At 63.7% G+C, this 15087-nt stretch carries 10 protein-coding genes and 1 tRNA gene; 6 read left to right on the forward strand and 5 right to left on the reverse strand.

Annotated elements, in window-relative coordinates; genetic code table 11:
• Positions 1-564: 564 nt before the first annotated feature.
• Positions 565-640, reverse strand: a tRNA-Lys gene (locus tag ACMDCR_RS15810).
• A 196-nt stretch (positions 641-836) separates the two neighbouring features.
• Here ACMDCR_RS15810 and ACMDCR_RS15815 point away from each other — a divergent pair.
• On the forward strand, positions 837-3152 hold the full coding sequence (locus ACMDCR_RS15815) for a xanthine dehydrogenase family protein molybdopterin-binding subunit (protein WP_413993419.1): 2316 nt from the start codon (positions 837-839) through the stop codon (positions 3150-3152).
• Between the two features lie 100 nt (positions 3153-3252).
• Positions 3253-3864, forward strand: a complete 612-nt coding sequence (locus ACMDCR_RS15820) for a helix-turn-helix domain-containing protein (protein ID WP_413993420.1) — start codon at positions 3253-3255, stop codon at positions 3862-3864.
• A gap of 39 nt (positions 3865-3903) precedes the next feature.
• On the opposite strand, the gene dinB is transcribed toward ACMDCR_RS15820, so the two are convergent.
• Positions 3904-4989: a DNA polymerase IV gene (gene dinB, locus ACMDCR_RS15825; RefSeq protein ID WP_413993421.1), complete on the reverse strand. Its 1086-nt coding sequence runs from the start codon at positions 4987-4989 to the stop codon at positions 3904-3906.
• 222 nt (positions 4990-5211) lie between these two features.
• Between dinB and ACMDCR_RS15830 the strand changes: the two genes are divergently transcribed.
• Positions 5212-6969 carry an adenylate/guanylate cyclase domain-containing protein gene (locus ACMDCR_RS15830; protein ID WP_413993422.1) on the forward strand — a complete coding sequence of 586 codons (1758 nt, stop codon included), beginning with the start codon at positions 5212-5214 and terminating at the stop codon, positions 6967-6969.
• A 17-nt stretch (positions 6970-6986) separates the two neighbouring features.
• Here ACMDCR_RS15830 and ACMDCR_RS15835 read toward each other — a convergent pair whose 3' ends face one another.
• Positions 6987-8384 (reverse strand): helix-turn-helix domain-containing protein, encoded by a 1398-nt coding sequence (locus ACMDCR_RS15835; protein ID WP_413993423.1) that lies wholly within the window; start codon positions 8382-8384, stop codon positions 6987-6989.
• Between the two features lie 155 nt (positions 8385-8539).
• Between ACMDCR_RS15835 and ACMDCR_RS15840 the strand changes: the two genes are divergently transcribed.
• Both ACMDCR_RS15840 and aceA read left to right on the forward strand, forming a co-directional pair.
• Positions 8540-8770, forward strand: coding sequence for a hypothetical protein (locus tag ACMDCR_RS15840; RefSeq protein ID WP_413993424.1), 231 nt, complete (start codon positions 8540-8542; stop codon positions 8768-8770).
• 146 nt (positions 8771-8916) lie between these two features.
• Complete coding sequence (aceA, locus tag ACMDCR_RS15845) at positions 8917-10215, forward strand: isocitrate lyase (RefSeq protein ID WP_413993425.1); 1299 nt, start codon at positions 8917-8919, stop codon at positions 10213-10215.
• Between the two features lie 86 nt (positions 10216-10301).
• Here the strand turns inward: aceA and ACMDCR_RS15850 are convergent, their stop codons facing one another.
• Positions 10302-11687: a sigma-54-dependent transcriptional regulator gene (locus ACMDCR_RS15850; protein ID WP_413993426.1), complete on the reverse strand. Its 1386-nt coding sequence runs from the start codon at positions 11685-11687 to the stop codon at positions 10302-10304.
• Positions 11684-13507, reverse strand: coding sequence for a sensor histidine kinase (locus ACMDCR_RS15855; protein WP_413993427.1), 1824 nt, complete (start codon positions 13505-13507; stop codon positions 11684-11686). The genes ACMDCR_RS15850 and ACMDCR_RS15855 overlap by 4 nt, the downstream gene beginning before the upstream one ends.
• 238 nt (positions 13508-13745) lie before the next feature.
• Here ACMDCR_RS15855 and ACMDCR_RS15860 point away from each other — a divergent pair, with 238 nt between their 5' ends.
• Positions 13746-15080, forward strand: coding sequence for a dicarboxylate/amino acid:cation symporter (locus tag ACMDCR_RS15860; RefSeq protein WP_413993428.1), 1335 nt, complete (start codon positions 13746-13748; stop codon positions 15078-15080).
• Positions 15081-15087: the final 7 nt, after the last annotated feature.

A 15087-nucleotide genomic window follows, 5' to 3' on the forward strand; every position in this document is an offset into this window, starting at 1 on the left:
GCGATCAGTCGTTGTCGGCCCAGGGGCGCCACACGAGCCGCATCTGTTTGGGAATGCTGTGACGCGACCGTGAATTGCCTATAGGTCCAGCTGCAACCGACACTGGCACAACTCTGGCGATATGCTATTAGGTGGCGGAAGTTCCTACTCCCTTTGAGGTACGCCGTCACGTCGAAGGCGATGGGAGTAAGAGCGGCGGGACTGGGAATATGCGTGGAATTGAGACTGCGGCGGACGTGCTTTTTTGGGTGCTCGTCTCGGCCGGGGTGGGGCTTTTCTTCGTGGGCCAAACCTATTTGGCGCTGATAGCGAGCGTAAGTGCGGCAGCTTGTCTCCTCGGATCGCAATCCAAGCTGGGCAGCTAGTGTGGAGACGGTGCATCCCCCAGGCCTCCGTCCGCTCTTCCGAGAAATCGCAGCCGGGGCCGGCCGGCAACTCTGAACGGCGTCAGCGCTGACGTTTGGTTTATGTGGCCCGTGGCGACTCGGTGGCGACCCAGCCCAAAACCAAAGAAGGCGCCTCAAAGGGCGCCCTGCTTTTCTTTAGCAATTTCAGGAGTTCCGATGGTGGGCGCACTAGGGCTCGAACCTAGGACCCGCTGATTAAGAGTCAGCTGCTCTACCAACTGAGCTATGCGCCCATCGAAACAATCAGAGCGCGGAAGGTTGCCGCGCTCGACGGGGGGCGATGTAGCAAAGCTCTTCCCGTGTGTCCAGCGTGTGACGATAAATTTCTTGGGGTTTTTTGAAGCCGGCCGTTTTTGAAATCCCTTGGGAGCGTGCTATTCGACAGACATATTCCAGCCCTTCCCGATAAGTTATTGCCGGAGATCGTTCATGCCGCCCACGAAATTTGGTGTTGGTCAGGCCGTGCGCCGTAAGGAAGACCAGGCGTTCATCACCGGGACGGGCCGTTATGTCGACGACGAATCGCGGGACGGGGCGTTGCGTGCCTATGTGCTGCGCTCGCCCCACGCCCATGCCCGATTCAGCGTCGGCGATCTCGACGACGCGAGGGCCATGCCGGGCGTGAGGCTGATCCTGACGGCCGGGAACCTCGAGGCGCTCGGCGATCTGCCGTGCCAGGCCCTGATGAAGAACGCCGACGGCAAGTTCCAGAAGCAATTGCCCTATCCGTTGCTGGCCCGCGATGTCGTGCGCCATGTCGGCGACGCCGTGGCCTTTGTGGTGGCCGATTCGCTGGCGCAGGCGCGCGACGCCGCCGAAGCCATCCCCGTTGATTACGAGTCGCTCGATGCCATCGTCGGTTCGGTCGCCGCACTCGAACCCGGCGCGCCGCTGGTCTGGCCGGAGCATGGCTCGAACCTCGCCTATGATGCCCAGATCGGTGACCGCAAGAAGGTTGCGAAAGCCTTCGCGAAGGCTGCGCGCGTCGTCTCGCTCGACGTGGTGAACAACCGACTGGTGGCGAACTACATGGAACCTCGCGGATGCCTCGCCGAATGGGACGGCAAGCGCTTCACGCTCACCGTCGGCAGCCAGGGCGTGCATTCGATGCGCGATACGCTGGCCAAACATATCTTCAAGATGAAGCCGGACGAGATCCATGTGAAGACCGGCGACGTTGGCGGGGGCTTCGGCACCAAGGCCTTCATGTATCGTGAGTATCCGTTGGCGCTTGAGGCGGCGCGCCGGCTTGGCATGCCGGTGAAGTGGTTCGCAGACCGCGGCGAGCATTTCCTCGCCGATACGCAGGGCCGCGACAATATCAGCCGCATCGAGGCGGCGCTCGACCGGCGTTCCAGGATCCTGGCGGTGAAGATCGACATCATCGGCGATCTCGGCGCCTATCTGTCGCAATATGCGCCCTTCATCCCCTGGCTCGGCGCCCTGATGGCGACGGGCGCCTATGCCATCGCGGCCATGGATGTGCGGGTGCGCGGCGTCCTCACCAACACGCTGCCTGTGGACGCCTATCGGGGCGCCGGCCGCCCCGAGGCCGCCTATCTGATCGAGCGCCTGATGGATGCCATCGCCTTTGAAACCGGGTTGTCGGTGGATACGGTGCGCGCGCGCAACTTCGTTACGCCCGAACAGATGCCCTTCAAGGCGCCGACGGGCCGCACCTATGATTCAGGTGAGTTCGAAGGCCACATGCGCAAGGCCATGGCTGTCGCGGACTGGGACAGCTTCAAATCGCGCTGGCAGGCCTCCAAGAAGGCAGGCAAGTTCCGCGGGATCGGCATGTCGACCTATATCGAGGCCTGCGCCGACGGCCCGAAGGAGGCCGCAAGCGTCAAGCTGGAGAAGGACGGCACCGCCACGGTGCTGATCGGCACGCAGACCAACGGGCAGGGACATCTGACAGCCTATGCCCAGTTCGTCTCCCAGCATCTCGACCTGCCGCTCGAGAAGATCAACGTCATCCAGGGCGATTCAGACCTCATCAAGACCGGCGGCGGCACCGGTGGCTCGCGCTCGATCCCGGTGGGCGGCGCTTCCGTCGCCAAGGCCAGCCGCACCTTGGCGGACAGGTTGAAGGAACTCGCCTCCGACGAGCTTGAGGCCGGCGTCGCCGATCTCGAAGTCGTCGATGGCCGGGTCCGTGTCGTCGGCACCGACAAGGCGATCGATTTCACCTCGATCGCCCGCCTGCCCAAGGCGACGCCGGAACTGCTGACCGCCGAAGACGAGTATCAGCCAGGCGAGGCGACCTATCCCAACGGCACCCATATCTGCGAGGTCGAGATCGATCCGCAGACGGGCGTCACCGATGTGCTCTCCTACACGATCGTCGATGATTTCGGCATGGTGGTGAACCCGCTGCTGCTGGAGGGCCAGGTCCATGGCGGCGTGGTGCAGGGCATCGGCCAGGCGCTGCTGGAGCGCACTGTCTACAGCGAAGAGGGCCAGTTGCTCACGGCCTCGCTCACCGATTATGCGCTGCCACGTGCTGATGACCTGCCCTTCATCCATTTCGAAACGCGCAACGTACCCTGCAAGAACAACCCGATCGGCATCAAGGGTGCCGGCGAGGCGGGCACCATCGGCGCGGCGCCGGCGGTGATGAACGCGCTGATCGACGCGCTCCGGCGCGGCGTGGGCGTCACCAGGCTCGACATGCCGGCTACGCCGGAAGTGGTTTGGCGCACGATCCAGCAGGCGGCCAGCCGTAGGCAAGCCGCGGAATAGCGCTCCCAGGAAGCCCTTCAAAAACCCTTTCCTCGCAAGGTCCGTTTGTTCTATTGTCCGCTGGAACAAACGATCGTTCGTCATAACAAACGGATTGGGCATGAGTGGACTGGACAAGCGGAGCGAACTCGATGCCGGCGCGGTGGCGCTGTCGGGGCAGCTCGGCAAGACGGTTCAGCGCCTGCGCAAGGCCTATAACCTCTCCCTGTCGGAGCTGGCGGAGCAGTCGGGCGTCGCCAAGTCGATCATCAGCCAGATCGAGCGCAACGAGACCAACCCCACTCTCGCCACCATCTGGCGCCTCTCGCAGGCCCTCGATGTCTCGATAGAGCGCGTGCTCGGCAGCATCGAGGATGCCCCCTTCATCGAGAAGACCACCAAGGTCGACACGCCGGTGATCTTCTCGGACGATGGCAAATGCCGCCTCGCGGTGGTTGGCTGGCTGAAGACCGTGGAATGGCTGCAGTGGTATGATTTCCAGGCCGAACCGGGCGGCGTGCTCGAAAGCGACGCCCACCAGCGCGGCTCGGTGGAGTGCCTGTCGATCCTTGCGGGCGAGGTAGAGGTCGAGGTTGCCGGCGTGATCGAGCGCGCCATCCCCGGCGAGACCCTGCGCTATCGTTGCGATCGCCCCCATGCCATCCGTGTGGTCGGCAACAACCCCGCGCATGCGACGATGGTGTGCTTCATGAAGGCGGCGTTGATGGAGTAGGGGGCAATTTCACGAAGTCGGGAAAGGCTATTCGGCTTCCTACCTCTCCAGCCCCAGGTCGAGCTGCCGGTCGTCTGCCACATCGCCGCTCTCGAAACCCGACATCGTCACGCCGAGCAGCCTGATTCCCCTGGTGGGTGGGTAGACGCTGCGCACCAGGTCGATGCTGATGGCGCGCAGGCTCTCCTGCGAATGCACTGGCGCAGGGAGGGTACGACTGCGCGTGGCTTGCTGGAAATCGGCATATTTGATCTTCACCGTCACGGTGCGGCCGAACGCTTGTGCTTTCTCGCACCAGGCCCAGACCTCGTCCGCCATCGCCAGGACGCCGGCCTCGATGTCGGCCGGCTCGGTGAGATCGTCCGAAAAGGTGGTCTCCGAACCGGATGACTTACGCGGCCGATCCGGCTGAACCTCCCGGTCGTCCTCGCCTCGGGAGATGGCATGGTACCAGGCGCCGGCCTTGCCGAAATGCTGGCGCAGGAAGTCGAGTGATCGATCCCTGAGATCCGCCCCGGTGAAGATGCCGAGCTGGTTCATCTTCGTGGCAGTGACCGGCCCAACACCGTGGAACTTGCCCACCGGGAGATTTTCCACGAAAGCGGCGCCCATGGCCGGTGTGATCGCATATTGCCCGTTGGGTTTTCGGTAGTCGGAGGCGAGCTTGGCGAGGAATTTGTTGTAGGAAATTCCGGCCGAGGCCGTCAGTCCGGTCTCCTCGAAAATGCGGGCGCGGATCGCGCTTGCCGTCGCCGAGGCGGAGGGAAGGCCAGCCCGATTCCCGGTCACATCGAGATAGGCTTCGTCGAGGGAAAGTGGCTCGATCAGCTCGGTAAACTCTGCAAAGATGGCATGAATCTGGCGCGAAACCGCGCGGTAGACCTCGAAGCGAGGCGATACGAAGATCAGCTCGGGGCATTTGCGCAAGGCCGTCACCGACGGCATCGCCGACCTCACGCCAAACGCCCGCGCCTCATAGCTCGCTGCCGCCACCACGCCGCGCTTGCCGGCATATCCCACCGCGAGAGGTCTGCCGCGCAAGGCGGGATCATCCCGCTGCTCGACGGAGGCGTAGAACGCATCCATGTCGATATGGATAATCTTGCGGGGTGCCGATTCTGCCATAAGGCATGAGTATAGCAGAGCCGGTTGCCCAGGGCTGTCAGCACCAACGCAGCCCTCTCAAGGATCGCTCCTGCGGGTTTCGCGCGCGCCTTTTCCGCAAAGTTGGCGCCCGTAGCCCAAGCACCCGCCCCTCCTGAATTGCCACTGTCACGCCACCGGCTTGCCCCATAGTGCGCTTTTGGCCTAGGTACGTGTGTAGCAGTGGCGCAGCTGAGGGCCACCATGACCGAAAGCAGGAAACTTGCTGCGATCTTGGCCGCCGACCTGGCCGATTATTCGCGGCTCATGGGGCAGAACGAGTCCGCGACGGTGCGTGATCTCAAGGCGCATCAGGCTGTGGTGCTGCCAATGATCGGTCAGTTCGAAGGCGTGATCGTCGACACGGCCGGCGACGGCATTCTGGCGCAGTTCCAGAGCGCGGTGCGGGCTGTCGAATGCGCGGTCGCCATCCAGACGATAATGGCCGAACGCAACCTCGCTGTTCCCGAGGATCGGCGTATGCAATTTCGCATCGGCGTCAATCTCGGGGACATCATCTGGGATGAGACGCGGGTCTATGGCGACAGCGTCAACATAGCGGCACGATTGGAGGGAACAGCCAAGCCCGGTGCGATCTGCCTCTCCGAGGACGCTTATCGACAGGTGAGAGGCAGGCTCGATCTTGCAGTCACCGATCTCGGCCCAACCCGCCTCAAGAACATTGCAGAACCTGTCCGCATCTATTCGGTGCAAGTTGGCGTCGCCGCTGAGGCAGGACCTGCGGTGGTGGAGAAAGCTTCGGCGCCGGCGGCTCCCGACAAGCCCTCGATTGCCGTACTTGCCTTCAACAACATGAGCGGCGATGCCGAGCAGGAATATTTCTCCGACGGCATCACCGAGGACATCATTACGGACCTGTCGCGGCTGTCGGGCCTGCATGTGATCGCGCGCAACTCGTCTTTCGTCTACAAGAAGGCCGCCATCTCCATCCCCGAGGTGGCGAAGGCGCTCGACGTGCGCTACGTGCTCGAAGGCAGCGTGCGCAAGGCAGGCAATCGCGTCCGGGTCACGGCGCAGCTGATCGATGCGAGCAGCGGGGGGCATGTCTGGGCCAGCCGGTTCGACCGCGACCTCAGCGACATTTTCGCCGTCCAGGACGAACTCACGCAGGAGATTGTGGCTTCACTGAAGTTGAAGCTGACGGCTGGCGCACACGAGCAGCCGGCGGCCAGGCGCGCTGTTGACGTTCAGGCCTACGAACTTTTCCTGCGCGGCCGCGAACTGGCATGGGGGACGACTGGACCAGGCAATATCCTGGCGCGCGACTTGTTCGAGCGCGCGATCGCCATCGATCCGAACTACGCCGCCGCCTATGCCATGGCCGCCTTCACCCATCTGATCGACTACGCCAACGCCTTTTCCAGCGATCCGCAGCACTCGCTGGCTGCCGGATTGGAACTTGCGCAGCGCGCGGTGAAGATGGACGACGAAGAGCCCGCCTGCCATTTCGCGCTGGGCGTCGCGCATTCATGGCGACGGGAGCTCGACAGCGCGCTCACCGAAGCGAAGCGGGGTCTTGCCCTTGCGCCCAACTCCGCGGAGCTCCTGCTCCTGCTGGCCAATGTCCAGATCTTCTCCGGCGAGCCGGCCCGCGCCCTGGAAACGCTCGATCTCTATATGCGGCTGGATCCGCATTATCTCGAAATCACGTTGCAGGCTCTTGCCGACGCGCAGTTTTCCCTCGGCGAATATGCCAAGGCGATATCAGCACTCGAGCAGCGGCTCGTAAGAAATCCGGAAGCCGCGACCGCCTATGCCCTGCTCGCATCGTGCCATGGGCACATCGGCCAGCGCGAGGAAGCCCAGCGGGCCTGGGACAACACCATGAGGCTCAATCCCGGCTTCTCGGTCGAACGCCGCCGCCAGGTTCTGCCGTTTCGGAACCCTGAGGATTTCGAGCGCCGCGTGGAAGGGCTCCGCAAGGCAGGCCTGCCGGTTTGAGGCGCTTCGGCATCCTCTCAAATCCTGGAATACAGGCTCTCCGCCTGCTCGTCCTCGTTCAACTGCAGCCTGTGTTCGGCCGGCGGGTGTGCTCTCTGTCCGCAGTCGAGCCGAGGACAGATCCGGCAGCCGACGCCGATCGGCACGGCCTGGGCGGGATTGGAGACGTCGATGCCGTCGGAATAGACCATGTCCTGCGCATGCGAGATATGGCAACCGAGGCCTATGGAGAGGTAGCGGCGCGGGGCATTGTGGCGATGGCCGCCCTTGGTCAGCGATTTGGCGATGCAGAAATAGCGCTGGCCCTCCGGCATCTGGCTCACCTGCACGTTGATCTGGCCGGGATGCAGGAAGGCGGCATAGACATTCCAGCGCGGGCAGGCGCCGGAATGGCGGGGGATGTGGATGCCCGAGAGCGAGAAGCGCTTGGAGATGTTGCCGGCGATATCCGTCCGGATCAGGTGAAGCGGAATGCCGGAGAGCCCCGGGCGCTGCAGGGTTGTCATGCGGTGGCAGACCTGCTCGAAGCTGGAATTGAAGCGCCTGGCGATGCGGTCGATATCGTAACGCGTCTCCTTGCACGCGCGAAGGAAGGGCTCGTAGGGCATGATCAATGCGCCGGCGAAATAGGCGGCGAGGGCGTGGCGGGCGAGGGCCGGTGCGTCGGCCGGCAGGCTGCCTACCTCGATAAGCCAGTCGATCTCGCGTGCAGTGGCGAGGAGGCCGAGGCGATGGGATGCGGCGAAGATGGCGGTTTCCGGCGGCAGCACGTCGGCCGTTTCGAAGATCTCGTGGTCCTTGCTGAGGCGGCCGGCAAGGCCAAGGGGCAGGGCGCCGGGACGCCATTGCAGGCCGAAGACGTTGAAGAGATAGAGCTTGAGGCCTTGCTCGAAGGAATCCGACAATTGGTCGATTTCGGCCCGGATACGCTCGGCCTGCGCCTCCAGCGAAGGGAAGTGGTTGGAGTTGAGCTGCAGGAAGTCCGAAACGGCGTCGGTGGCGACGTGATAGCCCGCCTCGGCGGCGGAGGTCACGCCGGTGCCCGCGCCGCGCAGGGCTCGAAAGCGGTCGAATAGATGCACGATGGCGCGGCCGATCTGCGGATTGGAGGTGGCGAGGTCGCGCACATCCTGGTTGGTCACCTCGCTGTCGGCGAAGAGGTCGTCGCCGAATAGCTCCATCAGATCACCGGCGAGGCGCGAATCGTCGTTCTCGGCGAGTTCGCCGGCATCCACGCCAAAATAGGAAGCGGTCTTCAGGAGCAGCGGCACCGTCATGCGGCGGCGATTGTGCTCGATCAGGTTGAGATAGCTCGCCGAGATGCCGAGCGAGCCGGCGAGCTGGGCCTGGGAGATGCGGCCCTGCCGGCGCAGGCGCTGGATCTTGCCGCCGATACGCGGATCCGTCTCTTGCATCACACACTCTCCAATCCCGCCATCTTGACAGGATTTACAAAATTACAAAGATCTCTTTACAAGCGTTTTCAAATTAACGCATTGATTTATCAATATATCTTGCCTTACTGCGCTGCAGTGTCAATCATTGACATCATCCCATTGAGGAGAATGTCATGAGCCAGATGCATCAGAGCAATGAATGCGACGAATTCATCACCATCATCGGCGCCAGCATGGCCGAGATTAATGCGGAGTTTCGGGCCCAGGGGCTCGCGGACAGGGAGTTCTCGATCGTGCACAAGATCGGCCGCCACCGCTTCACCCGGGTGAACGGCGGCGGCGCCGAGCACATGTTCGAGGGCCAGCCGATGATTGCGGCGACCTTCGCCAGGATGAGGGGCTGACCGGGAGCGCGGACATCTTGTCCGCATCTTCCTCTCCCTCGAGCGCGGCGTTTCCAAGATGCGGACAAGATGTCCGCGCACCCGGGAGACGGCGCCTTCCCTCGATAGCCCAATACCTTGCCTGAAGAACAGCCAGGATTAAATCCATGCTCGACACCGTCAAACCCCGTCCACCCGAAGGCTTCCCGGCGCCGGATTGGGCGCCAGATCGCTGGCGCACTATCGAACGCACCTATACGCGCCGCGACGTGGAGCGCCTCGCCGGCTCCTTGCCGATGCGTCATACGCTGGCTGAACATGGCGCCAGGCGCCTGTGGGAACTGCTGCATACGGAGGAGTTCGTGCCGACGCTCGGCACTTTCACCGGCAACCAGGCGGTGCAGCAGGTGAAGGCTGGGCTCAAGGCGATCTATCTCTCCGGCTGGCAGGTGGCGGCGGACGCCAACTCCTCCGGTAACATGTATCCGGACCAGAGCCTCTATCCGGTCGATAGCGTGCCGGCCGTGGTCAGGCGGATCAACAAGGCGCTGCAGCGTGCCGACCAGATCCAGACTCTGGAGCGCCTCGACGGCAAGGACGGGCCGGAGTTCGACTATTTCGTGCCCATCATCGCCGATGCGGAGGCTGGCTTCGGCGGGCAGCTCAACGCCTTCGAACTGATGAAGGCGTTGATCGAGGCGGGCGCCGCCGCCGTGCATTTCGAGGACCAGCTTGCCTCGGAAAAGAAATGCGGCCATCTTGGCGGCAAGGTGCTGGTGCCGACGCGCACCTTCATCAAGACGCTCAACGCTGCGCGCCTCGCCGCCGATGTCATGGGCGTGCCGACCCTGATCATGGCCCGCACCGATGCCGAGGCTGCTCGCCTGATCACCTCCGACATCGACGAACAGGACCGTCCCTTCATCACCGGCGAGCGCACGGCCGAGGGCTTCTACGTGCTCAAGGGCGGTTTCGAGGCGGCGATTGCCCGCGGCATCGCCTATGCTCCCTATGCCGATCTCGTCTGGTGCGAGACTTCGACGCCGAGCCTTGCGGATGCCAGGCGCTTCGCCGAGGCGGTGCGCAAGGTCCATCCCGACCAGATGCTCGCCTATAATTGCTCGCCCTCCTTCAACTGGGCCAAGCATATGGATGCTGCGGCGATGAAATCCTTCCAGCGCGAGATCGCTGCGATGGGCTACAGATACCAGTTCATCACTTTGGCCGGCTTCCACAACCTCAGCTTCACCACCTTCGATCTGGCGCGGCGCTACAGGCAGGACGGCATGGCCGCCTATTCGCAGCTGCAGCAGGCCGAGTTCGCCAGCGAGGTCCACGGCTTCACGGCGACGCGGCACCAGCGGGAAGTCGGCACGGGCTATTTCGACGCCGTGGCGACGATCCTGGGCGAAGGGCAGAGCTCGACGGCGGCGATGGCAGGGTCGACCGAAGTGGCGCAGTTCTGACGCCGGGAGCGCGGACGTCCCGTCCGCTCTTGAACCGCACCGCATTGAGTAGAGGGCGCGACCGTGGAGGTTTGCGCCCTTTCCTGTTAACGGTGCGGTTCAAGAGCGGACGGGACGTCCGCGCTCCCAGGGACCTCAAAGCTCGCGCGATTGATGCCGTAGCGCTGGAGCTTGTCATAGAAGGTCTTGCGCGGGATGCCGAGCGCCTCCAGTGTGGCGCGCACGTCGCCCTTGTGCTGGGTCAGCGCGTCACGGATGAGCTCCGCCTCATAAAGTTCCAGCCGCTCCGGCAGCGTCACGCCCTCCCGCGTGGTCGGCGCGGGTGCATCGAGGTTCGCAAGTCCCAGTGCCACGCGCTCGGCGAAATGCATGAGTTCGCGTACATTGCCCGGCCATTCATGCATTGCGAGATGGCGGTGGACGGCGTCCGACAGCACCGGAACCTCGCGCTGAAAGCGCCGGCAGGCTTGGCCCAGGAAAAAAGTGAACAACAGCGGTATATCGCCACGCCTTTCGCGCAATGGAGGAATGCGGAGTGTCACCACGTTCAGCCGGTGGAACAGGTCCTGGCGGAAGGCCAGCCGGTGCTGAGGATCACCGAGATCGCTCTTGGCGGCGGCGACCACACGTAGATCCACAGGTCGGGCCTTGTTGCTGCCGAGTGGGGTGACCTCGCGCTGCTCCAGAACGCGCAGAAGGCGCGTTTGCGCGCCCAGCGACATGCTCTCGATTTCATCGAGGAACAGCGTACCGCCGTCCGAATGCTCGATGAGTCCGACGCGTTTCTTCAACGCGCCCGTGAAGGCGCCGCTCTCATGGCCGAAGAGCTCGCTTTCGAGCACGGTGTCCGGCAGCGCGCCGCAATTGAGGGCCACGAAATGGCCGCCGCGCCGGCGCCCGAGGCGGTGCAACTGATCGGCGACCAGCTCCTTGCCGGCGCCGGTCTCGCCGATCACCAGCACGTCGACATCCGCGTCCGCGATGGCCTTCAGCGTCTCCCGCAGGCGCTGCATCGCGGGGGCTTCGCCCAGCAGGGGCGAGGCCGCCTGCGCTGCCTCGGCCGCCAGGCGCAGGCGACGGTTTTCCATCACCAGGCGCCGCTTGTCGGCCGCCCGGCGCACGCTCTGGATCAGGCTGTCGGAGGCGAAGGGCTTTGCGAGAAAGTCATAGGCACCCTCTCGCATTGCTTTGACCGCGGTGGCGATGTCCCCATGTCCGGTGATCAGGATCACGGGCAGGTCGGCATCGCGGGCGTGCAGGCGACGGAAGAGCTCCATTCCGTCGATTTCCGGCATGCGCAGATCGGTAACCACCACCCCCTCGAAGCTCTCATCCAGAACCTCCAGGGCCTTGACGGCAGATTCGAAAAGCACGGGCCTGAAACCCGCCAGCAGCAGCGTCTGCTCGTTGGCCTCGCGCAAATCCTGATCGTCGTCGATGAAGGCGATGGGCAGGGGAGGAGGAGCGTTCATGCAGCACCTCTCAGGGTTATCACGAAACGGCAGCCCTTGGCGGGTTCGCTCGTCACCTCGAGGTGCCCGCCGAATTCCTCGACGATATCGCGCGAGATCGCCAGCCCAAGCCCCACGCCCCGGGGCTTGGTGGTCACGAAGGGTGTGAAAAGATTTGTCATCACCTCCGGCGCGATGCCGGGGCCATTGTCGCTGACCGTCAGGCGCACCAGTCCGGTATCGTCGGCGACATCGATGGCAATGGCCTGGTAGGCGCGCCCCTCCAAGGCTTCCAACGCATTCTGAAGCAGATTCACGAGCACCTGCTCGAGCCGTACGCGATTGGCCATCACCTGCAGGGTGTCGGCGACCTCGGGCACTGTCATTACGGCATTCTGGCGCCGCGCCCGAATGCCGACCAGCAACAGTGCGCCATCCAGCACCTCCCTGACCGAGACGGGGCCGACGTCGCCGGTAGCCTTGCGCGAGAAGCGGCGCAACTGGGCGATGATGTCGGCGATCTTCTCGGTCAACCCGGCGATGGTCGCCATGTTCTTGCGCGCGGGGCTCGGTTCGCTGCGGTCGAGGAAGGTAATGGCATTGTCGGCAAAGCTGCGAATGGCGGCGACCGGCTGGTTCACCTCATGAGCGAGGCCCGCCGTGACCTGGCCGAGGACGGCGAGGCGATTGGCCTGGGCCAACTCGTCGCGGGCGACCTGCAGCTTTGCTTCGACCTTCCGGCGCTCATCGATCTCGGCTGAAAGGCGGGCATTGCTGAGGCGCAGATCCTGCGTGCGCTCTGCAACGCGACGTTCGAGTTCCGCCTGCGCCTCGGTCAGCGCGGCGGTACGCTCGATGGCACGCTGGCGGCGAAGGAGGAGAATACCGAGCAGCACCAGAGCCGAGCCGACAAGACCGAAGGCCGAGGCGCGCATGGTGGTGGCGCCGGCCGACAGCGCCTCGCCGGCAGGTTCGAGAAGATGCAGACGCCAATCCGTGGTGGGCACGTCGAATTCGCTGGCCAGATGCAGCCCGCTGCGGGGGACGGTGACGAAATCCGTGCCGGGAATTGCCTGCTCGCTCCGCCGTAGGGGCATCAGCGCGAGGGGGACATCTCCGAACTGCAAGGAGGCTCGGATCTTTTTCTTGTCTTCGTCAGGGATCGGGGTCTGGGTCAGGAAGCGCCATTCCGGTACGCTGGTCAGCAGCACGATGCCGCGCGGATCCGTGACATAGACGTCCGCGCCGGACTGGTGCCAATCCGCCTCGACATTGAAGAACTCGACCTTGAGGACGATCACGCCCAAGAATCCGGCCGGCCCTTCCACCCGGCGCGCAACATAGAGGCCGGGCCGCTGGCTCACTGTGCCCAGGGCGAAATGGTCCGCCTGGCCTTCCGATACGGCCACGGTGAAATAGGGACGGAAGAGGTAGTTGGTGCCAACGAAACTGGTGGGTGCCTGCCAGTTGCTCGAAGCGATGGCAGTCGCGGATTTGTCGATCAGATAGATCACGGCCGAGCGCGTGCCGGCGTTGAGAGCCTCCAGCTTGGTGTTCATGGCCGCGAGGTGCGCAGCGTCGGGCGTGCCGAGCGTGGCGATGACATCCGGATCACGCGAGAGCACGAAAGCGAGGGTGCGCTGCTTGTCGAGCTCGCTGCGCAGCACGGCGACGTCGAGCGTCGCACTGCCAATGGCCTGCGAGCGTAATCCCTCGGCCGCCTGCCGCACGCCGTAACTGGCAGCGAGCCAGGTCGATGCGAGCAGGCTCACCAAAGCAAGCCCGACAAAGACCAGCCACTCCAGGCGCCTGCGCCGCCGCCGCTGCTCCGCTGCGTCCATGTTTCCTCTCGGGGGCGAGCATGTGCGGAAAATCGCACTCAGACAAGTTTCTTGTGCGGATTTCCGCTCATTACTCAGGTTCTTGTAGGCGGTGCAAATGAGACATCTATAGAAATCAATGAGTTAGCAAGTTGGCATTCTTCTTGCGGAGGGCGAAGGCAGCCGCAAGCAAAACGCGGCGTCGAGGAAACCTTTCCGGGCCAGGCATTGCAATGCCGAGGCCCCCAAGGAGGAAAACATGATCTCCGCCAGCGATATCGCATCGGCACGACCGCCGCAAAAGAAGCCGCTCTACGCCAGTCTCTATTTCCAGGTCATCGCTGCCATCGTCATCGGCATCCTGCTCGGCCATTTCTATCCGAGTTGGGGCGCAGCGATGAAGCCGCTGGGCGATGGCTTCATCAAGCTCGTCAAAATGGTGATCACCCCCGTGATTTGCCTGACCGTGATCACCGGCATCGCCGGCATGAGCGATCTCAAGAAGCTCGGCCGCGTGGTCGGCAAGGCCTTCATCTACTTCCTTACCTTCTCCACACTGGCGCTGGTGGTCGGCCTCATAATCGGCAATGTCGTCCGGCCGGGCGCGGGCCTCAACATCGATCCCGCGACACTCGATCCGAAGGCCGTGGCCGACTATGCCGCCAAGGCGCATGACCAGACGATCGTCGGCTTCCTGACGAACATCATCCCCAACAACCCGATCAGCGCGCTTGCGGGCGGGGATGTGCTGCAGGTACTGTTTTTCTCCGTGCTGTTCGGTATCGCTCTCGCTCTGGTTGGCGATCGTGGCGCACCGCTGATGACGGTGCTGAACTCGCTGTCGGCGGCGATGTTCCGCATGGTGGCGATCCTGATGAAAGCAGCCCCGATCGGGGCTTTCGGCGCCATGGCCTTCACCATCGGCGCCTTCGGTATCGGCTCGATCGCCAATCTGCTCATGCTGATCGGCACCTTCTATCTCACCTCGCTGCTCTTCGTGCTGATCGTGCTCGGAGCGGTGTGCTGGTACAACGGCTTCTCGATCATCGCCCTTATCCGCTACATCAAGGAGGAACTGCTGCTCGTCCTCGGCACGTCGTCCTCGGAGGCGGCGCTGCCCACGCTCATGGACAAGATGGAGAAGGCCGGATGCCGCAAATCCGTGGTCGGCATCGTCATTCCCACGGGCTATTCCTTCAATCTCGATGGCACCAACATCTACATGACGCTGGCCTCCCTGTTCATCGCCCAGGCGACGGGCATCGAGCTCAGCCTGGGACAGCAGGTCGTGCTGCTGCTGGTCGCGATGATCAGTTCCAAGGGCGCGGCCGGCATTACCGGCGCCGGCTTCATTACCTTGGCGGCGACACTCGCCGTCGTGCCGGCCGTCCCGGTTGCCGGCATGGCGCTGATCCTCGGCATCGACCGTTTCATGTCGGAATGCCGCGCCTTGACCAATCTGGTCGGCAATGCGGTGGCGACTATCGTCGTCGCCCGCTGGGAAGGCGAGCTTGACAAGGAGCGGCTCGCCGCGGCCCTGAGCGGCGCCGATGTTCCCGTGGAAGAGGGAGCGGTCTTGCAGCCTGCCCAGTGAGGCACTC

Source organism: Labrys okinawensis, from assembly GCF_047345005.1.
Lineage (GTDB): Bacteria > Pseudomonadota > Alphaproteobacteria > Rhizobiales > Labraceae > Labrys > Labrys okinawensis.

What these genes read in the sequence shown, in the direction of transcription:
- ACMDCR_RS15815 (WP_413993419.1), top strand. Translation starts at nt 837, where the DNA reads ATGCCGCCCACGAAATTTGGTGTTGGTCAGGCCGTGCGCCGTAAGGAA.
- ACMDCR_RS15820 (WP_413993420.1), top strand. Translation starts at nt 3,253, where the DNA reads ATGAGTGGACTGGACAAGCGGAGCGAACTCGATGCCGGCGCGGTGGCG.
- dinB (WP_413993421.1), bottom strand. Translation starts at nt 4,989, where the DNA reads ATGGCAGAATCGGCACCCCGCAAGATTATCCATATCGACATGGATGCG.
- ACMDCR_RS15830 (WP_413993422.1), top strand. Translation starts at nt 5,212, where the DNA reads ATGACCGAAAGCAGGAAACTTGCTGCGATCTTGGCCGCCGACCTGGCC.
- ACMDCR_RS15835 (WP_413993423.1), bottom strand. Translation starts at nt 8,384, where the DNA reads ATGCAAGAGACGGATCCGCGTATCGGCGGCAAGATCCAGCGCCTGCGC.
- ACMDCR_RS15840 (WP_413993424.1), top strand. Translation starts at nt 8,540, where the DNA reads ATGAGCCAGATGCATCAGAGCAATGAATGCGACGAATTCATCACCATC.
- aceA (WP_413993425.1), top strand. Translation starts at nt 8,917, where the DNA reads ATGCTCGACACCGTCAAACCCCGTCCACCCGAAGGCTTCCCGGCGCCG.
- ACMDCR_RS15850 (WP_413993426.1), bottom strand. Translation starts at nt 11,687, where the DNA reads ATGAACGCTCCTCCTCCCCTGCCCATCGCCTTCATCGACGACGATCAG.
- ACMDCR_RS15855 (WP_413993427.1), bottom strand. Translation starts at nt 13,507, where the DNA reads ATGGACGCAGCGGAGCAGCGGCGGCGGCGCAGGCGCCTGGAGTGGCTG.
- ACMDCR_RS15860 (WP_413993428.1), top strand. Translation starts at nt 13,746, where the DNA reads ATGATCTCCGCCAGCGATATCGCATCGGCACGACCGCCGCAAAAGAAG.